The organism is Anaerosolibacter sp. (assembly GCF_029240175.1).
Taxonomy (GTDB): Bacteria; Bacillota; Clostridia; order Peptostreptococcales; family Thermotaleaceae; genus Anaerosolibacter.
This window is the reverse complement of the sequence record NZ_JARBTM010000009.1, coordinates 1-23,350: the sequence shown is the minus strand read 5'-3', so window position 1 is coordinate 23,350 and position 23,350 is coordinate 1. Positions and strand designations below refer to the sequence as shown.

19 protein-coding genes are annotated in these 23,350 nt (G+C 39.9%); all 19 read right to left on the bottom strand.

The features are described from left to right. Window positions 1-5 precede the first annotated feature (5 nt). The 19 genes from K0R93_RS08190 to grdA all read right to left on the bottom strand — a co-directional run bounded on the left by K0R93_RS08190 (window position 6) and on the right by grdA (window position 23,349). Window positions 6-827 (bottom strand): Cof-type HAD-IIB family hydrolase, encoded by an 822-nt coding sequence (locus K0R93_RS08190; protein ID WP_300299839.1) that lies wholly within the window; start codon window positions 825-827, stop codon window positions 6-8. 78 nt (window positions 828-905) lie between these two features. Next, window positions 906-3,026, bottom strand: coding sequence for a ribonuclease R (rnr, locus tag K0R93_RS08185; protein WP_334305779.1), 2,121 nt, complete (start codon window positions 3,024-3,026; stop codon window positions 906-908). Between the two features lie 156 nt (window positions 3,027-3,182). Beyond that, window positions 3,183-3,500 (bottom strand): DUF1294 domain-containing protein, encoded by a 318-nt coding sequence (locus K0R93_RS08180; RefSeq protein WP_300299835.1) that lies wholly within the window; start codon window positions 3,498-3,500, stop codon window positions 3,183-3,185. 125 nt (window positions 3,501-3,625) lie between these two features. Then, window positions 3,626-5,614: a sodium-translocating pyrophosphatase gene (locus K0R93_RS08175; RefSeq protein WP_300299833.1), complete on the bottom strand. Its 1,989-nt coding sequence runs from the start codon at window positions 5,612-5,614 to the stop codon at window positions 3,626-3,628. 55 nt (window positions 5,615-5,669) lie between these two features. Further along, window positions 5,670-5,900: a preprotein translocase subunit SecG gene (gene secG, locus K0R93_RS08170; protein WP_184308105.1), complete on the bottom strand. Its 231-nt coding sequence runs from the start codon at window positions 5,898-5,900 to the stop codon at window positions 5,670-5,672. 198 nt (window positions 5,901-6,098) lie between these two features. Continuing rightward, a complete protein-coding gene (gene eno, locus K0R93_RS08165) occupies window positions 6,099-7,391 on the bottom strand; it encodes a phosphopyruvate hydratase (RefSeq protein ID WP_300299829.1) in 1,293 nt (430 codons plus the stop codon). Window positions 7,392-7,411: 20 nt separating this feature from the next. Then, complete coding sequence (tpiA, locus tag K0R93_RS08160; protein ID WP_300299827.1) at window positions 7,412-8,158, bottom strand: triose-phosphate isomerase; 747 nt, start codon at window positions 8,156-8,158, stop codon at window positions 7,412-7,414. Window positions 8,159-8,169: 11 nt separating this feature from the next. Further along, window positions 8,170-9,363: a phosphoglycerate kinase gene (locus tag K0R93_RS08155; protein WP_300299825.1), complete on the bottom strand. Its 1,194-nt coding sequence runs from the start codon at window positions 9,361-9,363 to the stop codon at window positions 8,170-8,172. 136 nt (window positions 9,364-9,499) lie between these two features. Further along, window positions 9,500-10,510: a type I glyceraldehyde-3-phosphate dehydrogenase gene (gene gap, locus K0R93_RS08150; protein WP_300299823.1), complete on the bottom strand. Its 1,011-nt coding sequence runs from the start codon at window positions 10,508-10,510 to the stop codon at window positions 9,500-9,502. Window positions 10,511-10,538: 28 nt separating this feature from the next. Beyond that, window positions 10,539-11,588: a sugar-binding transcriptional regulator gene (locus K0R93_RS08145; RefSeq protein WP_300299821.1), complete on the bottom strand. Its 1,050-nt coding sequence runs from the start codon at window positions 11,586-11,588 to the stop codon at window positions 10,539-10,541. A gap of 426 nt (window positions 11,589-12,014) precedes the next feature. Continuing rightward, on the bottom strand, window positions 12,015-13,391 hold the full coding sequence (gene rpoN / locus K0R93_RS08140) for an RNA polymerase factor sigma-54 (RefSeq protein WP_300299819.1): 1,377 nt from the start codon (window positions 13,389-13,391) through the stop codon (window positions 12,015-12,017). A 154-nt stretch (window positions 13,392-13,545) separates the two neighbouring features. After that, window positions 13,546-14,496 (bottom strand): ABC transporter permease, encoded by a 951-nt coding sequence (locus K0R93_RS08135; protein WP_300299982.1) that lies wholly within the window; start codon window positions 14,494-14,496, stop codon window positions 13,546-13,548. Between the two features lie 10 nt (window positions 14,497-14,506). Then, a complete protein-coding gene (locus K0R93_RS08130) occupies window positions 14,507-15,562 on the bottom strand; it encodes an ABC transporter permease (protein WP_300299817.1) in 1,056 nt (351 codons plus the stop codon). Next, window positions 15,562-17,094 (bottom strand): ABC transporter ATP-binding protein, encoded by a 1,533-nt coding sequence (locus tag K0R93_RS08125; RefSeq protein ID WP_300299815.1) that lies wholly within the window; start codon window positions 17,092-17,094, stop codon window positions 15,562-15,564. Before K0R93_RS08125 ends, K0R93_RS08130 begins: the two co-directional genes overlap by 1 nt. A gap of 162 nt (window positions 17,095-17,256) precedes the next feature. Next, entirely contained in the window at window positions 17,257-18,342 is a 1,086-nt protein-coding gene (locus K0R93_RS08120) for a BMP family lipoprotein (protein ID WP_300299813.1), read from the bottom strand. Between the two features lie 229 nt (window positions 18,343-18,571). Beyond that, window positions 18,572-19,759: a glycine/sarcosine/betaine reductase complex component C subunit alpha gene (grdD, locus tag K0R93_RS08115; RefSeq protein ID WP_300299811.1), complete on the bottom strand. Its 1,188-nt coding sequence runs from the start codon at window positions 19,757-19,759 to the stop codon at window positions 18,572-18,574. 10 nt (window positions 19,760-19,769) lie between these two features. Then, the gene (grdC, locus tag K0R93_RS08110; RefSeq protein ID WP_300299809.1) at window positions 19,770-21,308 is read right to left on the bottom strand and encodes a glycine/sarcosine/betaine reductase complex component C subunit beta; all 1,539 of its coding nucleotides are present in this window, start codon (window positions 21,306-21,308) and stop codon (window positions 19,770-19,772) included. Between the two features lie 242 nt (window positions 21,309-21,550). Further along, window positions 21,551-22,861 (bottom strand): glycine reductase complex selenoprotein B, encoded by a 1,311-nt coding sequence (grdB, locus tag K0R93_RS08105; protein ID WP_300299807.1) that lies wholly within the window; start codon window positions 22,859-22,861, stop codon window positions 21,551-21,553. Window positions 22,862-22,905: 44 nt separating this feature from the next. Then, window positions 22,906-23,349: a glycine/sarcosine/betaine reductase complex selenoprotein A gene (gene grdA, locus K0R93_RS08100; RefSeq protein WP_300299805.1), complete on the bottom strand. Its 444-nt coding sequence runs from the start codon at window positions 23,347-23,349 to the stop codon at window positions 22,906-22,908. Window position 23,350: the final 1 nt, after the last annotated feature.

Here is a 23,350-nt window from a genome sequence, read left to right as displayed (position 1 = left end):
AAAACCTATAAAACGAACTTCTTCAATGCATTGGCTACGCCATCATGGTCATTGGAGTCTGTAACATATTTTGCACTGGCTTTCACGTGATCCTCCGCATTGCCCATGGCAACCCCTAGACCAGCAAACTGAAGCATACTAATATCATTTTCATTGTCTCCAAAGCAGATGACTTCCTCCGGCTTTACACCAAGGGATTTTGCCAAACGTTCAACGGCGACTCCTTTACTGACGCCCCTATTCATGATCTCCAGATTATTATGCCAGGATTTGCTGCATTCCAGGCTTGGAATCGTCTCAAGCTCTTCTCTCACCTGTTCGAGCAACTCCTTATTATCATCCATAATGACAAATTTATAGAACTCCTCATCACTGTTATTTACAACCTCATAAGGGTTCTCAACCACTCGGATATCAATTTGCTCTTCTTCCTTAAGGGTTTTATTCCATTCAGAGTATTTGATCGAGCTATACTCTAAACTTTCTGTATAAAAGATATCATTGGTATAGAAATGAAAATATAGGTTGTTCTTCTTACAGATATCTAAGATCTTTATACAGTCTTCTCGACTTATATGGTTTTCATAAATGGTTGTTCCATCGCTAAGATTTCGAACAATAGCCCCATTACAAGCAATGATCGGAGTGGTAATACCTAAGTATTTTGCATACACCCTGGCCGATGTAAATATTCTGCCAGTGGCCACAGCCACATGTACACCTTGTGTCATGAGCTCCTTCAGCACTCTCTCTGTTTCATCAGAGATTTTGCCTACACTATTTAAGAGTGTTCCATCCATATCACTGACAATCAATTTATAATCCATGTCAATTGCCTCCTTCAAGTTCCATGCGCAATCCATTCTTTCCATAAGGAAGGCACACGTCCGTGTGCCTTGCATCAACTAAACCAATACAAAATCTATTTCCTTTTGGGAAACATCTGCCTTTGTTACCCTTACCCTTACCTCATCACCGATTCTATAGGTTTTCTTCGTTCTTTCTCCCCTGAACAGATGTTGATCCGCATCATAAATGTAATAATCATCCACCAATGAACTGATCCTTACCAAACCTTCAATCGTATTCTCTAATTCGATAAACATACCAAAGGATGTTACACTGCTAATGATACCATCAAATTCCTCATTAATATGATAAGTCATATATTCGGTCTTCTTCAAATCATCGGTTTCTCTTTCCGCCTCTTCAGCTGTTCTTTCACGTTCTGAGGATTTTTCCGCAGCCTTGGCTACGATACCCTTGAGCTGTTCGATCCGCTTCTGATTTATTTTTCCTTGCAAACTTTCCTTTATGATTCGATGTATCTGTAAATCAGGATATCTTCGAATCGGAGAAGTAAAGTGGGAATAATACTGGGCTGCCAATCCAAAGTGCCCGCTGCATTCCGGAGAATACTTCGCCTGCTTTAATGATCTCAGCATGAGGGTATTGATAATTCTTTCTTCCTTCTGTCCTGCTACTTTCTTCAGAAGATCCTGTAAAGCTTTCGGATGTACCTCAGTGTTTACACCCTTTAGGTGGTATCCAAAATTATGAATAAACTTATTAAAAGCTTCGATCTTTTCCATATCAGGCTCTTCATGGATACGATAAACGAAGGGGATATTTGCCCAATAATAGTGTTCAGCCACTGTTTCATTACAAACTAGCATAAATTCTTCGATGATTCGGTTGGCAATTCTTCTTTCATATCTCTTGATATCAATAGGCTTGCCGCTTTCATCAAGGACAATCTTCGACTCATCGAAATCAAAATCGATATTTCCCCTATCATCTCTTCTCTTCCTGAGGATCTTACACAATTCTTCCATTGTCTTAAAATGATCCAGAAGATAGTCATATCTCTTTAATAATTCTTCATCCTGTTTTTCTAAAATATCCGATACATCTGTATAGGTCATTCGCTCGCAAGTCTTGATGACGCTCTCATAGACCTCATGCTCCACCACTTGCCCTTTATTATCAATTTCCATAGAGCAGGACAATGTGAGGCGGTCTACTCTAGGGTTGAGACTGCACATACCATTGGAGAGCTTCCTTGGCAGCATCGGAATCACTCTATCTACCAAGTAAACACTGGTAGCTCTCTTTAAAGCCTCTTTATCTAGTGGCTTCCCTTCCTTAACATAATAGGTTACATCGGCAATATGAACACCTAAAAGATAATTTCCGTTGGGTAATTTTTTCACAGAAACGGCATCATCTAAATCTTTTGCATCGGCACCATCAATGGTAACAATCTGTTCATTTCTCAAATCTCTTCTTCTTGCAATTTCCTCTTCTGGTATAGTTTCTGGGATTTCTTCTGCTTCATCCTCAACTTTTTTCGGGAACTCTTCAGGAAGCTTATATTTACGAATAATAGAGACGATATCTGTCCCCACATCATCCTTATGACCAATCACCTCAATGACCTTACCCTCTGGATTTCTTCTGGCTTCTGGCCAGCGGGTGATCTCACAAACAACTTTGTATCCGTCCTTTGCTCCATTGAATTCACTTTTTGGTATGTATATGTCCATGTTCAATCTGCGATCATCAGAAACCACGAAACCAAAGTTTTTACTGCTTTCAAAAGTTCCTACGATTTCCTTATTTGCTCTTTCAATAATACGAATGACTTCGCCTTCTGACTTCTTTCCATCATTGCTCCGTTTTACGACCCTGGCCACAATACGGTCATTATGCATAGCACCATTTAAATCATTGGCAGGTATAAAAACATCAGAATACCCTGGTAACTCTGAAAGTAAAAAACCAAAGCCTTTGGCATGCTGTTGAAGCTTACCTACCATCAGATTCATACGCTCTGGAGCTGCATATCTATTCTTCTTTGTTTTGATAATTTCTCCGCGCAGCTCCATATCCTCCAATACGGAATAGAATTCTGCGATATCCTCAGATCCTATTTCAAACTCATGGGCCAATTCCATATCCAACATTGGACTATAGGCCTTTTCCCGCATAAACTCTAATATCTTCTCTCGAATGCTCAATGTCATTCCTCCAATCTGTAAAATACCTAAAAATATCCAAATACTTATTTTTATTTTACCCCAATTCCAGCCAATTATTTCATGGATATCATTTTCACGAATATTTTCTCACATGTATTCCCTATTTCCCAGGGAATACAAAGTCTATCAAAACATTCATCTCTATTTTAAGAAAAAGAAATAATAAATTGATAGTACTATAGCTACATGTAACACACCTAGGGCAGGAACGCCAAATGTAAAGCTCTTATGCAGGGTTTTATGGCGAAACATCTTCATGCCTAGAAGCACACCCCATGCACCGCCCAAAAGTGAGGTTAAAAAGAAATTCCTCTCGCTTATTCTCCATCTATGCTTCTTGGCATAGTATTTATCAAGACCCATAATAACGAACCCATATATATTTACTAGGGCAAGGTATCCCATAAAGATTAGAAACTTTCTCTCATCGAAGCCAAAGACATCTATGATCATCTTCATCCAACATTCTCCATTTCTTTTTACAAAAAATAACATGTCAACTGCTATTATAGCATAGATGTCATGTTATGGAAACAAAATACAAAAGTCCTGCCTCGAAATCGAGACAGGACCTATTCATTTTACTAGAATAACATTCCACCAAACTTTAAGAACAATGGTGCAAATACTAATGCTACGATCGTCATCAGCTTGATCAAGATGTTAATAGAAGGACCAGATGTATCTTTGAATGGGTCTCCTACTGTATCTCCAACAACAGCAGCTTTATGTGCTTCGCTGCCTTTTCCGCCGTGGTGACCTTCTTCAACGTATTTCTTCGCGTTGTCCCAAGCACCACCTGCATTTGCCATCATGATTGCCAATAACACACCAGAAACAAGAGATCCTGCAAGTAATCCACCCAGTGCTTCAGGTCCAAGAATAAGTCCTGTAGCTAATGGTGCAGCTACTGCCATAATACCTGGTACAAGCATTTCTTTTAAAGCTGCACCTGTACTGATATCAACACACTTTGCATAATCAGGCTTAGCTTTACCTTCCATGATACCAGGGATTTCTCTAAATTGTCTTCTTACTTCTTCAATCATTTGGAATGCTGCTTTACCAACAGACTCCATTGTCATAGCTGAGAAAAGGAATGGCAGCATACCGCCAATCAATAAGCCTACAACAACCAATGGGTTAAGGATATCAATGGTTTCAAGCTTCACTACCTGTGAATAAGAAGCAAATAATGCAAGGGCTGTTAAAGCAGCTGATCCGATAGCAAAGCCCTTTCCAATAGCTGCTGTAGTATTACCTACTGCATCAAGTTTATCCGTAATTGCACGAACTGACTTAGGAAGTTCTGACATTTCTGCAATACCACCAGCATTATCGGCAATCGGTCCGTATGCATCTACTGCAACAGTGATTCCTGTCGTTGACAGCATACCAACCGCTGCTAATGCGATACCATATAATCCTGCGAATTTAAAAGCAACTAAGATGCCCACAGAAATAAGAATCAACGGCCATGCTGTTGAGTACATACCTACCGCTAGACCACTAATGATCGTTGTTGCGGGTCCTGTCTCAGATTGCTGTGCAATCTTCTTAACAGATTGATAATCTCCAGAAGTATAGAACTCTGTAATTTTACCAATGGCTGTACCTACAACTAGACCGGCAGTGATTGCCCAGAAGGCATTTAAATCGCCAAATAGCATTTTACTAAGGAAAAACGCACCTGCAATAACGATAGCACCTGCAGCATACGTACCTCTATGTAATGCATCGGCTGGATTTGTATTTTCGTCACCTCTTACAAACATTGTACCAATAATAGATGCGATAATTCCTACAGCAGCCAGCATTAATGGGAATACTGCACCATTTACTGGATCGATAGTTGGAATTACAACACCTAGAGTAATAGCTGAAATAATAGATCCTACATATGATTCAAATAAGTCCGCGCCCATTCCCGCAACGTCACCAACATTGTCACCAACGTTATCAGCAATTACTGCAGGGTTTCTAGGATCATCCTCTGGAATCCCCGCTTCTACCTTACCTACCAAGTCTGCGCCTACGTCAGCAGCTTTTGTATAGATACCACCGCCAACACGACCAAAAAGTGCTATAGAAGAAGCACCTAAACCAAAACCTGTAATGATTTCAGGTTTTCCAATAACTAAATATAACACGCCTACACCTAAGAGACCTAATCCAGCTACTGACATTCCCATAACCGCGCCTCCGTTAAAGGCTACGCTAAGGGCTTTGTTCATGCCGCCTTCTCTAGCTGCATTTGCAGTTCTAACATTGGCTTTTGTAGCAACCTGCATTCCGAAGAAACCTGCCAATGCTGAAAACAGAGCTCCCATTAGAAAACATGCTGCTGTTAACCAATCAATACCAAAACCTAATACGACGAAAAGCACTGCTGCAAAAATAACGAGTGTCTTGTATTCCCTTGTTAAGAATGCCATAGCACCCTCGTGAATATATGTAGAGATCTCTTTCATTCGCTCTGTCCCTACATCAACTTTGTTGATTTTAGTAGCAAGGGTATACGCAAATATCAAAGCGATCACCCCTACTACAGGCGCTAATAACGCATAATTCATCCTTGATGCCTCCTTTATTTTCCAAACCTGTTACAACAGACTCTGGTGTTTCATATTAGAAAATTCTGATCAGTATAATAGAATTGATGATAAAGACGATTGCACCAATTGTTGTAACTTTGCTTAATAATTCTTCATAACCTCTGCCTTTTTGCTTACCCCAAAGTTGCTCCGCTCCACCAGCAATCGCACCTGATAATCCTGCACTCTTTCCTGATTGAAGTAAAATACTTCCGATTAGAATAAGACTTGCTATTATTTGAACGATCATTAGTAAAATTCTCATTTTTCCACCTCCTCTGTCTAATTAACATACATATTTTAACATAGCTGATTTTTAAAATCAATAAATATTATCCCTTGTCTTTATTTATCCACTTTTCAATGAACATTAAAAAATTTTGGTAAAGATAAAAATAACAATAATATAAGGGTAGGCATCCTATCCTTATATTATTGTTTAAATTTTTACAGATTATACCTATTATCTCAAGTTATAGAAAGCACCCATGCCCGCATACTTAGAAGTATAATCAAGCATTTCCTCAATTCTTAACAACTGGTTGTATTTCGCTACACGGTCTGTTCTGGATGGAGCACCCGTCTTAATTTGACCTGCATTTACCGCTACTACTAGATCAGCAATGGTAGAGTCTTCTGTTTCTCCAGATCTGTGGGAGATTACCGCAGTATATCCAGCGCGTTTTGCCATTTCAATCGCATCCAGTGTTTCAGTAATCGTACCGATTTGGTTTAATTTGATAAGGATCGCATTGGCTGTCTTTGATTCAATACCTCTCTGCAATCTAGATGTATTTGTTACAAATAGATCATCCCCAACAATCTGAATCTTTTTACCTAATCTATCTGTAAGAAGCTTCCAACCTTCCCAATCGTCTTCATCTAAACCGTCCTCGATTGAGATAATTGGGAATTTGTTTACTAGATGCTCATAGAAATCAACCATTTGCTCAGAAGTCTTTACAACTCCTTCTCCAGCTAAATTATAATTGTTTTCATTCTTGTCAAACAGTTCTGTTGCAGCAACATCAAGGGCAAGCATTACATCTTTTCCTGGTGTATAGCCAGCCTTTTGAATGGCTTCAATGATTACTTCTAAAGCTTCTTCATTAGATGTTAAGTTTGGCGCAAAACCACCCTCGTCACCTACAGCTGTATTTAAACCTTTGCCTTGAAGCACTTTCTTTAAGCTATGGAAGATTTCTGCACCCATTCTTAGTCCTTCTCTGAAGCTTGAAGCACCTACAGGCATTACCATAAATTCTTGTATATCTACGTTGTTGTCAGCATGCTTACCACCATTTAAGATATTCATCATTGGTACTGGTAATGTTTTTCCATTCACACCGCCAAGATATTGGAACAATGGTAATCCAAGGGCGTCTGCGGCTGCTCTTGCCACAGCCATAGATACACCAAGAATCGCATTGGCACCTAACTTTCCTTTGTTTTCTGTTCCATCTAATTCAATCATTTCCATGTCGATGGCCACTTGATCTACTGCATCCATACCGATGATTTCTGGTGCGATAATTTCATTTACATTCTCAACTGCATTTAGTACCCCTTTGCCTAGATAACGATCTTTATCTCCATCTCTTAATTCAACGGCTTCAAATGCGCCAGTGGATGCCCCTGATGGTACCATTGCTCTGCCCATGGCACCGCCCTCTAGATAAACTTCAACCTCTACTGTAGGATTTCCCCTTGAATCTAATATCTCCCTTGCATATACATCTACAATTGTTGTTGGCATATGTATCTTCTCCTTTCAATTTAGAAGTTTACGATTTGAACAAATTCATCTGGAAGCAAGCTTGCGCCGCCTACCAAAGCACCATCAATATCTTCTTGGTTCATGATTTCCTCAGCATTAGAGCCTTTTACGCTGCCACCATACTGAATGCGAACTTCTGTATAGATTGTTTCCCCATAGAGTTCTTTTATGGTTTCTCTTATTTGGTAAATCACTTCATTGGCTTGTTCTGGCGTAGCAGTCTTCCCCGTACCGATCGCCCAAATAGGTTCGTAAGCGATAACAATTTTGTTCATATCCTCACCAGATATATTTTCTAAGCCATTTTGAATTTGACTCTTTACAATGGCTTCTGTTTTACCTGACTCTCTTTCCTCCAGGGTTTCACCTACACAGAAAATTGGGTTGATACCATGTTGCAAAGCAGCATGAATCTTTTTGTTGACGGTTTCATCGGTTTCTGCGAAATATTGTCTTCTCTCAGAATGCCCGATGATACAATAATCTATTCCAATATCCTTCAACATTAAAGGTGATATCTCACCCGTAAAAGCGCCTTGATTCTCCCAATGCATGTTTTGAGCGCCCAGCTTAATGTTTGATCCGGCTGCTGCTTCTTTTAATGACAGTAATAAGGTAAAAGGTGCACAGATTACCACTTCCACATCAGTTCCCTGTACTTTTTCCTTGATATCATTTACAAATTGTACCGCCTCATTTATGGTTTTATGCATTTTCCAATTGCCTGCAATGATTGGTATTCTCATGGGTTCACCTCCTATTTATCTTGGATTACTGCAATACCAGGAAGTTCAATACCCTCTAAGAATTCTAGAGAAGCACCGCCACCGGTAGATATGTGGGTCATTTGATCAGCAAATCCTAACTGTTCAACGGCTGCAGCACTGTCGCCGCCACCTATGATTGTGGTTCCTTTGCTTTCTGCAAGGGCTTTTGCAACTTCCTTCGTACCTACAGCAAAGGCTGGCATTTCAAAGACACCCATAGGTCCATTCCATATTACTGTTTGAGCACCTTTGATTTCTTCTGCAAAGATCTTTACCGTTTCCCCACCAATGTCTAATCCCATTTTATCATTAGGAATATTATCCGCATCTACTGTTTCGTGTTCTGCATCGGCTTTAAACTCTGCAGCTGCGACTACATCTACTGGTAACAGTAATTTTACACCCTTTGCTTCTGCTGCTTCCATTAACTCTTTTGCTAATTCAATCTTATCTAACTCTAGCAGTGATTTACCTACTTCATACCCCTTTGCTTTTAAGAAGGTAAAGGCCATACCTCCGCCTATGATCAAAGCATCTACTTTCTCTAATAAGTTTTTGATCACACCAATTTTATCAGATACCTTTGCACCGCCTAGAATCGCAACAAAAGGTCTTTCTGGGTTATGTAAGGCTTTTCCCATGATATCGATCTCTTTTTGAATTAAATAGCCGGACACGCATGGAAGATAGTCTGCGATGCCTGCCGTTGACGAATGGGCCCTATGGGCTGTACCGAAAGCATCATTTACAAATAATTCGCCTAGGCTGGCAAGCTCTTTTGAAAACTCAGGATTATTCTTCTCTTCTTCTTTTCTGAAGCGTACGTTTTCTAGGAGAAGAACTTCTCCATTCTGCATTCCTTCCGCAGCCTTTTTTGCAGTTTCACCAACCACTACGTCATCGGCTGCAAAAATAACTTCATTATTCAATAACTCAGCCAATCTTTTCGCTACTGGCTCAAGGCTGTATTTTTTGTTCGGTTCTCCCTTTGGTCTTCCCAAGTGGGACATGAGGATTACCTTAGCGCCTTTCTCCATTAAATACTTAATGGTAGGAAGTGCACCTCGTACCCGAATATCGTCTGTTATATTTTTGTTTTCATCCATCGGCACATTGAAATCACAACGAACCAATACTCTCTTACCCGTAACTTCAACATTTTCTATCGTCTTCTTATTTAGCATACCTACACCCCAATTCTTTAAAATAATGTATCCTACTTAATTATATGTAACATACTATTTCCTACTCGTCAATCGTTTCAGTGTTAGGATATGTTAAAATGAATACCAATTCGAGTGGAATTGGTATTCATTTTTCTTAAAGACCTTTTTGGATCATAAAATTGATCAAATCTACCACTCTGCTGGAATAACCCCACTCATTGTCATACCAGGAAACAATTTTTAACATATTGTCACCGATGACCATAGTAGATAATCCATCAATGATTGAGGATCTTGGATCTTGTCTGTAATCGATAGAAACCAATGGCTCGTCACTAAAGCCCATGATTCCTTTCAATTCACCTTCTGCTGCGTCTCTTAGTACTTTATTTACATCTTCAGCAGTTGTTGATTTTTCTAATTCAAATACAATATCTACTACAGATACTGTTGGCGTAGGTACTCTCATGGCAAAGCCATTTAACTTACCCTTTAATTGTGGTAATACCAAAGCTACTGCCTTTGCTGCTCCTGTTGTTGTTGGAATGATGGATTCTGCAGCTGCTCTCGCTCTTCTGAGGTCACTATGAGGTAAGTCTAAGATTCTTTGATCGTTTGTATAAGAGTGTACTGTTGTCATTAATCCTTTTTTAATACCATAATTCTCATCGATAATCTTCGCAAAAGGTGCCAAACAGTTTGTAGTACAAGATGCATTAGATACCACATGATGATTTTGCGGATCATACTTGTCTTCATTTACGCCCATAACGATGGTGATATCTTCATTTTTCGCAGGTGCAGAAATAATTACCTTCTTTGCTCCTGCTTCGATATGTTTAATTGCTTTTTCCTTTGCTGTGAATACACCAGTAGATTCAACAACAATATCTACACCAAGTTCACCCCATGGTAAATTTGCAGGATCTCTTTCCGCGAGAATTTTTACTTCTTTGCCATCTACAATCAATGCACCTTCTTTTGCTTCAACAGTTTTGCTAAATTTTCCAAAACAGCTGTCATACTTTAGCAGATGGGCAAGTGTCGCTGCATCTGTCAAGTCATTAATCGCTACAATTTCAAAGTCATTGTTGCCTTCAAAAGCAATCTTAAATGCATTTCTTCCAATTCTCCCAAAACCATTAATACCAACTTTTACTCCCATATGATAATTCCTCCTTAAAAATATATGTTTATTTTAGAATTTGTTGCGCAAGGTTTTCATCTACTACCATTACAAGATTCGGATTTAAGTTGCTGATTGAGACAAGGGCCTCAGCTTTGTCTGCACCAGCCGCAACACCAATAATATTTTCTAATTTCTTAAATTTGTCTAGCGTCATCCCAATCGTACTGACTTCCCGTACGGTCTCTCCATTTTTATTGAAATAGTATCCAAAGGCTTCTGAAACAGCACCTTTTTCTATCAGCTCTTGTACATCCTGAGGTGTTAATCCTCTACGGGCAGCCATTTTGTCGGCCCTTCCTATGCCAAAGACAAGGGTTTGAATTTTTTCAATATACTCTACCACTTCCTTGATCATTGGGTCTCCTGACAAGGTAGGTATAAGGTTTTTATCAATGTTATCCGGCATATAGAATAGCTTATAGGTCCCGCCTAGTTTATTTGCTATCTTTGCAGCGACCGTGTTAGATTGCTTATCCACATCTTTTCCAAGTCCGCCTCTGGCTGGTACGACAACCACATCATGGTTTTTTCCTTGATCTTTTGTCATCTCTTCTGCTAAGGCAGCCATAGTGCCTCCGCCTGTGATACCAATGATCATCTTTCCTTGCAGCATACTCTTTAAATAATTAGCAGCCGCCTTGCCAACTTCCTTTAATGCAATTTCTTCATCTTGCATCATCCCAGGAATAACAATGACTTTTTTGATTCTTAGCTTTTTCGCTACTTCCTCCTCCACATCGCGTAACCCCTTAAATCTATGGATGAAAAAGTTCAAACCTTCTAGGGTATTCTCTCCAATATCTGTGATCTTCATTCCCTCAGCATTAATTTCAATTAAACCCTTATCTCGTAACAATGATACTTCTCCGCGAATTACTCGCTCACCAATGTCTAAGATACTTGAAAGCTGCCTTCTCCCTATTGGCTGATAATAGTGAATCAGTCTGAGAATATTGTAGCGCTCAATAAGCGTCTCATGCAGATCTGGAATGATTTTTTTTTGCAATTCTATCATCATGTCTATATCAAATGTGCTGCTATGTACCTTTTTCATGCTATCCCCCCAATCGTTGTAGTTTTTAACTATAAAAAATGCATCTAACGATGCCTTCGCTAGGGGAACCTAGTTCCCCTTCGACGGCTGCTAAGCAGCCTGAGCACCCTTCTGACTACGGCATGGGAATACTTCCCCTGCACCCCTGATTTTTTATTGTAAGTATTTCAGAATCCTTATACTATTTGTTATTACTAAGGTTGATACGATCAGTATCTAAACTTTCTCAGACAATAAAAAAAGTGTTTGGTCATTTTTGTTCCCTATAGTCATTTTGAGTCCCAGATAGACCAAAAAAATATTCTCATCTACATTGTAATATATGGTATTTCCATTTGCAATAGGAAATTAAAAATTCCACCATCATTTTCACTTTTCAAAAAATGATGGTGGAATACATGTCTATTAAAAATATAAAATAACTAGCTAAAAACGTTTTCTCTTGGATGAAGCTTGTATATTCATTTCATCCCGGTACTTTGCTACGGTCCGCCTAGAGATGTTGATGCCTTTGTTTTGAAGTAAGTCTGCAATCAGCTGATCACTCAAGGGTTTCTTAGGATTTTCTTTATCTATCATTTCTTGGATCATACTTTTAATACTCTCCGATGCCAGTCCATCCCCTTCCTGATTGGAAACGCCGCTGCTAAAAAAGAACTTTAGCTCAAATACACCCCTGGGACTCTGCATATATTTACCGTTTACAGCTCTACTCACTGTGGATTCATGAACGCCAACCTCATCCGCAATCTGTTTCAGGGTTAAGGGCTTTAGCCACTTCTTTCCACCTTCAAAGAATTCTATTTGATAATCTACAATGGCCTTCACTACTTTGTATATGGTCTGTCTTCTTTGCTCAATACTCTTTACAAGCCACATAGCTGAGTTGAGCTTATCCGTAATAAACTTAGACGTTGAAGAATCTTTCTCTTCATGCATAAGCATACTCCGGTAAAACTGATTGATCAAAAGCCTAGGTGCAGAAGAATCATTCACGATCACGACATATTCTCCATCTACCTTCTCAACTGTAACATCTGGCGTAATATATTTCACATCATCATTTGAGCTGTATACTCTTCCAGGCTTTGGTTCTAGGGTTTTGATAAAATCGGCAATCTCTTGTGCCTCAGTGGTTGAAATGTTTAAGTCCTTTGCAATAATGGCAAGTCGATTATTGGCTATATCATCAAGATGGTGTGTCACCACCTCAAATATCCTTTCGTTTTCCACACCTAGCTGCTTCATCTGAATCAATAGACATTCTTTTAAGTCTCGGGCTGCAATCCCAAACGGATCAAAACTCTGAATGACCGCAAGCACATTCTCCACAGTTTCCTCTGACTCATGAAAAACCTCAGCAATTTCTCTCAACGGGGTTGTTAAATACCCATTTCGGTCAAGGCTTTCAATAATGAACTTCCCTATGCTATAATGCCTTTTCTTTAGTATCGAAAATTGAAGTTGAAACATCAGATGCTCTGTCAATGTAGTGTCACTAAAAACAAACTGTTCTATAGATACCTCTTCTTTGTCTTTATTATAATTTGATTGCTTATAGCTGATATCGTCGTATTCTCGGAAATATTCTTTCCAATCAATTTCTTCCTTCGAGGTATTTTTCGTCGTTTCAGCTTCTTGCGGGGATGCTATGTCGATGAGAGGATTTGTCAAAAGCTGTTCATCAATAAACTGAGATAGCTCTTGGGTGTTGAACTGCAGTATTTGTATAGCTTGCTTCAATTCAGGTGTCATCACTAGTTTCTGGATCTGCTCAATATTTAAATGAAATCCTATCTTCATCAAATCACCCACCTTTTCAAGACACATCGTCTTTTTCTTACTTAACTATCCACAGTCTTCTTTTCCATACTATTATACCATTAAACCGTTATTAAATAAAGCTTGTTCAAGGATTGTTTTCATATATAGATAAAGACAAGGCATTTGCCTTGTCTTATCTTTCTCCTTTTTCATAAGGCTGCCCAGCAGCCTTAGGGCCAACCGCTTTTCCTGAAAATATTACTAATGCGATAACGGTGAGTATATATGGAAATGCCCAGAAAAACTCTTGTGGCAGTTTATTTAAGAGCGGTATTTGGTATGCTACTACCCCCAATGCTTGAGAGAAACCAAAGAACAATCCTGCAAGCAGTACACCGATAGGATGCCATTTGCCAAATATTAAGGCAGCTAACGCAATAAATCCTGTTCCATGGATCGTAGCATAAGTGTATTGAATATCTTGCGTTAATACCATGATCGATCCGCCTAGTCCTGCCAGCATTCCAGATAGAATAACACCGATATATCTCATCCGATACACATTGATCCCCATGGAGTCCGCAGCCCCTGGATGTTCCCCAACAGCCCTAAGCCTTAGTCCAAAGGGAGTTTTATAGACAACGTACCATACGATGAACACGGTCAGGATAATTAAATATGATGTGAGATGGACTTTTCCAAAGAACAATTTACCAAGCACAGGAATTTGCGATAATACTGGTATATCCTGCTTCTTAATGCCATATAGGAACGCCACTGTTCTTTGTTGTTTAAAGATAATCTGTGCCAAATAAATAGTCATACCTCCGGCAAGAAGGTTGATTGCCGTACCACTGATTACCTGGTCAGCCCTAAGATTTATACTTACATAGGCGTGAATGATTGATAATAAGCCTCCCGCCATAATTCCGGTAAGAATCCCAATCCATGGGCTCATGGCCCCCATGGAAGCTTCAACCAAAACCGTCGTCGTGGCAGCTGTAAAGGCACCGATCATCATGAGGCCTTCAAGTCCTACGTTTACAACTCCTGAACGTTCACTGAAAAGTCCGCCTAGAGAGGCAGCAATTATGGGAGCAGCAGAAGCCAAGGTTAGGGGGAGTATAATACTGATAATCTGCATAAAGTCCATCTTATTTCCGCTCCTTTCCTAATCTCTGTAGCAATACTTTTATTCCATAGTTCATCGCTGCAAATAAAACGATAAAAGCCATGATGATTTCTGCAATCTCCTTTGGTACACTAGCCAATGCCATAGAACTTGAACCTGCCTTTAATGCCCCAAATAAGAAACCGGCAATCACGATCCCCAAACCGCTGTTACTTCCCAGCAGCGCTACCGCGATTCCATCCATTCCATATCCTTCAAATGCACCAATGACCCTGGCATAATTAAAAGTTCCAATAGAAATCATTGCACCCGCTAACCCAGCGAAAGCACCTGAAATCATCATAGAATAGACAATATTTCTATTTACACGCATACCTGCATATTGAGAGGCATCAGGATTAAAACCTACTGCACGTAATTCGTATCCAAAAGAAGTTTTTTCAATAATATACCAAAATACAACAGCCATAACTAGGGCGATAAATATACCTAAGTGGAGTCTAGAACGTCCAGTAATTCCTGATAGGAAAGCATTATTTAATGTGGCCGACATGTGTATATCTATGGTCCTTGTCATTGAGCTCCCCGGAAGTGCCTTTATGGCATAGTTTATCATATGGAGAGCGGTATAGTTCAACATGATGGTTACAACCACCTCATGAACCCTGTATCTAGCCTTTAAAAATCCAGGGATAAATGCCCAAAGAGCACCCGCCGCTGCCGCTGCGATTAACACGAGGGGAAGATGGATAATTCTTGGTGCTTCGATGAGAATCCCTACTGCTACAGCAGCAAAGGAACCCACGATCAATTGACCTTCTACACCTATATTAAACAATCCTGTTCTAAACCCAAAGCCAATAGCCAAACCCGTAAGGATTAAAGGTGTAGCTGTTACTATCCATTCTCCGAACTTCCTTGGATTTCCTAAAACCCCTTTGACTAGGGCTCTATACCCATCGGCGGGATTGATACCTGTGATCATCATAATGATTGCTCCAGCCAAAAATCCTAAAAGAACAGATATAAGGGGCACCAAAAATACATGGTTTTTTTCATTGGATAAGAACTTTATCATTATTGATCACCTTCCTTACCTGGGTCTTCAATTCCTGCCATCATAAGACCTAATTGATTCTCTGTAGCATCTTTTGCATCGACAATCCCTACAATCCGACCTTCAAAGATTACTGCAATTCGATCACTGACATTCATTACTTCATCCAATTCTAGCGAAACCAGTAGGACAGCTCTACCCTTGTCACGTTCTTCGATTAGCTTTCTATGGATAAATTCAATGGCACCCACATCCAATCCCCTAGTGGGTTGTCCAGCGATGAGCATTTCCGGACTTCGGTCTACTTCTCTGGCGATGATGGCCTTCTGTTGATTTCCACCTGACATCGCCCTGGTCTTCGTATGAATACCCTGCCCGCTTCTTACGTCAAATTCTTCGATAAGCTTCGTTGCTTTTTCATTGATGGCTGCCTCGTTTAAAATACCGTGTTTTGAGTAAGGGGCTTTGTAATATGTTTGCAATACCATATTTTCCGCCAGTTTAAAATCCAATATAAGTCCATGCTTATGTCGATCTTGGGGAATATGCCCAATCCCAAGCTCAGTTCGTTGTCTTATCGGCATTTTCTTTATATCTTTACCCAACAACTGAATGCTTCCTGACTCCGCTTCTTTTAAGCCAGAGATTGCTTCTAATAGCTCTGTTTGTCCATTTCCGTCAACACCGGCTATACCAAGAATTTCACCCCTTCTAATTTCCAGGTTCAATCCGTCCACAGCCTTTAAACCCCTTGAGTCTTTGACAACTAGATCACTAATCTTTAAAACAACATCTTTAGGGTCTGCCTGATCTTTGTTTACGGTAAAATTAACCTCTCTTCCCACCATCATAGATGCCATGGTATCGGCAGAGGTCGTCTTTACATCGACCGTATCGATGTACTTTCCTCTTCTGATAATGGTGCATTGATCGGCAGCTTCTTTGATCTCCTTTAATTTATGCGTAATCAGAATAATAGATTTTCCTTCTTCTACCAGCCTTTTCATGATATGCATAAGCTCGGTGATTTCTTGAGGCGTTAGGGCAGCTGTTGGCTCGTCAAATATTAAAATTTCAGCATTTCTATAAAGCATTTTCAATATTTCAACCCTTTGCTGCATCCCAACAGTAATATCTTCAATCTTTGACGAAGGATCTACCTCTAGCCCATACTCTTTTGACAGCTGTTCTATCTCTCTGGTAGCTTTTTCAATATCTATTCTTCCACCCTTAATAGGTTCTTGTCCCAATATAATATTTTCAGTAACCGTAAAGTTATGAACCAGCTTAAAATGCTGATGCACCATGCCTATACCAAGTTCGTTGGCGACATTAGGTTTGGAAATATTTACATTTTTGCCTCTGACCTTGATTTCACCCTTTTCCGGTTGATAGAGACCAAACAGCACGCTCATTAGGGTGGACTTTCCGGCACCGTTTTCCCCAAGCAGCGCATGAATTTCACCCTTTTTAACCCTTAAAGTTATATTATCATTTGCCACGATTCCTGGGAATTCTTTTCTAATATTGAGCATTTCGATAATATATTCCATAATTGCAACCCTCGTTTCTAACTCATATTTATCTCTATCTAAATCATACAATAAATTGCATCGGCTTTCCATATTGTTTCAGATTGTTAAAGATTTAAAAAAAGCCCATGTAGCATGGGCTTTTTTACACAGACTTCTAAATTGTTATCTGCTTTAAATCGATTATAGGCTAGCTTCGAAAGTTGTTAATTCTTCCATTGTTGTAGGAACCACAATCTCTCCGCCAACAATCTTGTCTTTGAAGCTGTTGATTTCAGTTACTACATCAGCAGCTAGGTTTGGGTTCTCAGCAGGGATACCAACGCCGTCTACTTTTAAATCTAGTGTAGTTGTTGTACCACCTGGGAATTGACCTTTTTCTTGTGCTTCCATCATGCTGTAAGCAGCAACGTCTACTCTCTTCATCATAGAAGTCAATACTACAGATTTTCCGTCTGCCATTTTACCATCTTCATATTGATCTTTATCAACACCAATTACCCATACTGCTTCACCATTTTCAACTCTGTTTTTCGCTTCGTTGATTACACCGTTTCCAGTTCCACCAGCAGCATGATAAATCACGTCAACACCTTGTGCATACATTGTAGATGCAATTTGCTGACCTGCGCCTGGATTACCGAAATCTCCAGCATATTGGTCTACTACCTGGATAGACTTATCTACAGCGTGCACTCCAGCAACAAAGCCTGCATGGAACTTTCTAATTAATGGGAAATCCATTCCACCCACGAATCCAACCTTCTTTGTTTTTGTTGCTTTTGCAGCCGCAACACCAACAAGGAATGAACCTTGTTCTTCAGCAAAAACCACTGAAGCAACGTTAGGTGAATCAATCACAGTATCAATGATTGCAAAGTTCGTGTCAGGGTACTGTGGAGCTACTTCTTTCATAGCATTTTCAAATAAGAAACCAGCAGCAATTACAAGATTGTAAGTTTCATCACCAAAAGCACTAAGATTTGGGATGTAGTCAGCTTCTTCGTTTGATTGAATATATTTATATTCTTGTCCTTCTGTCCAGCCTTTTTCATCAGCATACTTCTTGATACCTTCATAAGTTCCTTGGTTGAATGATCTGTCATCAATTCCACCGATATCCGTAACAAAACCAACTGTCATTTCTGTCTTTTCCTCTTCAGCTGGTGCTGTTGGCTGAGGTTGCTCAGGTGCTTTCTGTGCACAACCTGCCATTAGACCTACAAGCAGCATCATTACTACTAGTAAAGCAATACTTTTCTTAAACATGTACTCTTCCTCCTCATTTTTTGTCCATTTCTTTGTCTTTTCCCCTAGACAATATAGCTTATAAGATTTCTACAAGGACATACTAAAATCCTTTCTTTCCATGAAAAAAATTTATTTTTTGTTTAAATTTTCCTCATATTTCATACAAGCCTACTATATGTTTATCGTCTGGCATGCGAAAATATGTCATGTTATAATAAAAACTCCAGCATCGCTGGAGTTTCTATAATTAGCACACATCGCCTTCTTTTGCAACAAAACCTGCTTTTCCTAATACCTCTGAAGCTTGATGTATTCTCTCTTCATTTACAAGAACAATAGGTCCTGTACAGCCCATGCCGCTCTCCGCATAGATTCCTGCCTTCCAAAGAGCTTTTACAGCATCCTCCAAGTCCATGATATCTATGCCTGATATGGAGCCAGTTACTACCTCTTTTGCAGGTGCAGTTACTTCTTCATCATCAGCCTGTGCTTTTTTTGTATCCTTGGTTAATGATTTTAAGATTTCATCCAGCTTTGCTGCTTTTGCCTTCGCAAACTCAGTTTTTGCTACTTCAGGTAATTTACCCTGGGCCAATTTTGCAGCATATTTTATGGCATTGGCAACCACAGGTACACCAGAAGCCCTTGATAAGATTAAAATGGTACGATCGTAACCATCACCAATTCCTGGTCCATAGCCGTAGCCTAATGCCTCATAGCTTCCGCCAGTAGTATAGGATGAAAATACCTTCATCATGATATTTCCTGTCAATGTATCCTGTACCATGACATCTACACTGCCTGCTAATAAATCGTTACCTCTCATCACAGCGCCACCATCGGAACGAATAGACTCAGAAAAATTGATTTTGTATCCATTTGCGTTCAGTTCCTTTAATGCTCTTTCAACCTGACGGGCACCGTCTAGGTTTAATATTCCAACTGTTGGATCTGCAATCCCCATAGCCTTTGCGGTGATGATACCATAAAGGGCATTTTTTACCATGGCTTCAACCCTGTGAGCTGAAGCAGTCCCGGTTGTTGTTGCTAGGAACATTTCTCTACCCATGCCCGGTGTAATTACTTTTCCTACCGTAGAAACACCAATTGGGAAGTTATAGTGCATGGTTACACAAGCCTGAATATAGTTACTATCCAGTAATTCTTCCATTTTTTTATGCATTTCATCTTCTGAATTTACCTCAGCAATCTCCAAGGTCGTATTTACCTTAGGTCCAATGAGCACGATATCAAAGTTTTCGCCGCTCTTTGAAGCCAGTTCCGCCCCTTTTACAAGGTTTTCTACACCATGCTCGCTGCCAAGGGTAGTAAGTCCTACCTTTACACGGCTGCCGAATTGTCCAGTTTTTATGGCATCGGCAATGTCCATGAATGCTTTACCTATCATCTGTTTTACTGCATTATTTTCAGTCATCTCATCACCCCTATGCCTTTAGTAGATGTGACGCGAAGTCTCTCATAGCCTCTGCAATCATATTCTTCACGGCTTCTTCAGATATGCCGGCACCAGCTGTCTCTGTTTTTCCTGTATTTCTTTCCATTACGATGGAAACACCATCGAATAGGTTTGTCATACGTCCAAGGAATAAGCTTCCTTTTCCTACGATCATCGCTCTATTTATTGTACCAGTAGTTAAATCTTCCTTAGCAAATCCAAGATAAGGTACTCCTGATGGAATATGTCCTTGAGTCGGTGCCCAACCAGGCATACCATGTTTTTCACCAAATTCTGCCAATTGGCTTCGCTCTAGTTCATTTCTCTTAACGCCAAGAGCCGCAATCATTTTGTAGTTTGCTTCTGGTACATCTCCTGCGCCAGCTGGTTTTGTAATGTCAGGGTTTTGCATTTCTACAGAATATTTGTCAATATCTGTAATCTTTAAGCCTCCCTTATCCAATGGCATAGTTACAAGGGATGTAATGACTGCTTGCGGTGAAGAACCTGTTCCCACTGTATGTCTTCCCACTAGGTCCGTTCTTAAAATTGGGTTTATACCGTCATTTTTGCTTACCAATACGGCAAATCCACCAAGTACATCCTCTAAGATAGGCATACCCTTCTTTACGTGATCTTTACCATTCATCCCTAACTTCGCTGTAGCACCACCTGCAACAACCACAACATTTTCATAGGTTCCAGCTTGAACCAAAGATGCTGCTTGAATCAATGCATGGGTTGGTGCAGCACAGAAACCTCTTGTGTCAGAACCTGTAGCATTTACTGCTCCCGCTGCCTCGGCGATGGCTTTAGCAAAGTTGCCGCCGCCTCTTTGGTTCATATCTCCGCATGCCTCTTCAGAGCATTCGATTACATAATCGATTGCAGCAACATCGATATTGTTCTTATCCACCAAGTGTTTGAACGCTAGAAGTCCTGAAGCCTTTACTACTAGGTTTTCAAACAGTACATGGGCATTAAGATTTGGGTCAATATCATGGGCTCTTTTTACACAGCCAATCAATTTACCATCTTGATATAAACCTTCTGCATGCTGCTCTTTTACGTATTTTTCGATTTCTTCAAGTTCTTCGCCTTCTTTTAATTTTGCAGCATCTTCTTTAAATAAAGGATGGTTACTAATTTTACTCTTTACACTCGCTGTAAAATTTTTGTCTAACTTTACTAAATCAAAAGCATCTGAGATTTTTAATAAAGCAATAAATTCATCTTGAGGCATGATTTCCCCATATTTTCCGAATCGGTTTGCTTCTGCAACATCCTTATCATACCATGGCATTTCATACTGTCTTAAGTTCTCAGGTGTTATATTCCCAATATACACCTGGTTTGGCGCATAATTCACGGTCTTTTCATATGGTCTAATATGCTCTGGCAGCTTTTTCAAATATTCAGAATCAGGATTCGTTAATTTTTCAGTTGTTTGGGTCGTACCATTGTGGTAAATCATATCAGGGGTATGTACCAGTACATAACCAGTTCCCTTTACTACTGCATAACTCATACCTTTCACCTCCGTATTATTTAAAAATCATTTCCAACAAAGCTACTACAGATGTGCCCTCGCAGCTCGCAGCTACAGACTAGCAATCTAATTGTTTCAAGTCCCTTTTAATAAACGGATAACTTTTTAGTTCTCTTCCTTTTATTTTGTACATATGATTTCAATAAATGGGTGATGTAAGCACCACCCATTTATTCATTAGTCTAAGCAGCTGCCAGCTGCGGCAACAGCTGGCAAATTTATTAATTTTCGAATACTGTCTGGCCATCAACTTCAGTTGAAAGAGCTCTTAATGCTTTTTCAACAATTTTTCTTCTAAGCTTCTTCTCTTCCGCTGGCTCCAATGCTGGATTTCCAAGTGGGTGAGGAATCGCAATAGCAGGTACGATTCTGTTTGCTCCAACTGTTAATGAGATTGGAACAACTGTACAGATATGCACAACTGGAATGCCTGCTCTTTCAATTTCTTTTACCATCGTTGCACCGCAACGTGTACAGGTGCCTCAGGTTGATGTTAAGATAACTGCTGTTACACCATCAGCCAATAGCTCTTGTGCAAATTTAGCAGCAAATCCTTTTGAGTTTGCAACGGAAGTACCGTTACCAACAGTTGTGTAGAAGTATCTGTGTAATTCACCGATTACTCCTTCTTTTTCCATGTCTCTAAGAACATCCACAGGTAATACTCTATCTGCGTCTGCATTTGCATAAATTGGGTCATATCCACCGTGGGCTGTTTCATGCGTTGCCTCAGTTAAATCAGCGAAATCAGCGATGTCATACTTACCATACTTAGATGCAGATGAAGATTCGATGTGATTTGGGTTTCCTTTTGGTACAATACCACCAGAAGTTACTAGGGCAATTTTTGCCTTAGATATATCTTTAACAGCTGGATTTGGTGTTACATTGTCAAAGTCAGGCATTGGATATTCTGTTACGAATTCTTCGCCCTTTAGCTTCTTTAACATCATATCTACAGCTCTCTTAGAACCTCTTTCTTCCAAGAATACGTTCTTTCTAACACCTCTTGGAATATAGCCATCTACTGTAGGAGCACCAATTTCTTCTCCTTTAGCTAGCTTAAGAGCAAGTTTTGCTAATGCTGGTGCTGCAGTTCTCATGGCAGCAGCTGAATTTCCAGTTTCAATAATGTATAAATCCTTCTTATACATATCAGCACCTGGATTTTCAATATACATCGCAGTAGCTACTGGAATATTTAATTCCTCTTTTACAATCTTTGAAATGGAACCGCAAGCCACGCCATAACGACCTGCATTAAAAGCTGGTCCAGCGATGAAAAGATTTGGTTCATACTTTTTAACCATTTCAAGGATTTCTTGTTTTGCATCTTCAAGGTTCTCATTGTAGTAGGAATCACCGCAAATTACTGTAGCAACGATCTCAGCTTCTCCACCAAATGCTGCATTTAATGCCGCCCCTGGACCTACAACCCCTTCTCTCACTTCCGGCTTAATATCAGCCTTCTCCTCGCCACCTATACCAGCGAAGAATTGGTTTATATAATGAACAACTCTTATCTTGCTCATAGTTTCCCCCCTCTCTTATTTTTCGGGAAATTTTTTTGTGTTTATTAGAATTTACAGAATTGTTCTCTGATAGATGTCATTTCAGCGATGATGGAATCAACGTCTAGTACCATTTCCATCATACCGATTTGCTCATCATATACAGCTGGGTCAACAGCTTCTTTGAATTCTTGGTCTACCGCATGGTATACTCTGAGTCCTAACTGGACTCCTGCCAATGAACCTGCATATGTAGGGTCTCCATTTGTTACTGTTTCAGCAGCTAAGCCTGCAGCTTCTGCTTCAGCAGCACCAAGAAGAACGATAATGTTTTCAGCTCCGTACTTCTCTGTCATGGTTTTTACCCTATTTTGATTCTCCAGGTCCATTGCTCCTGCAGCCGTTCAGACAAAGCACTCAGTAGCAGAAAATACTACCTCAGCTCCTGTTCCTTTTAGGCATTCTTCCATTGCAGGACCTGGTATACCATCTCTGTCACCGATGATGATG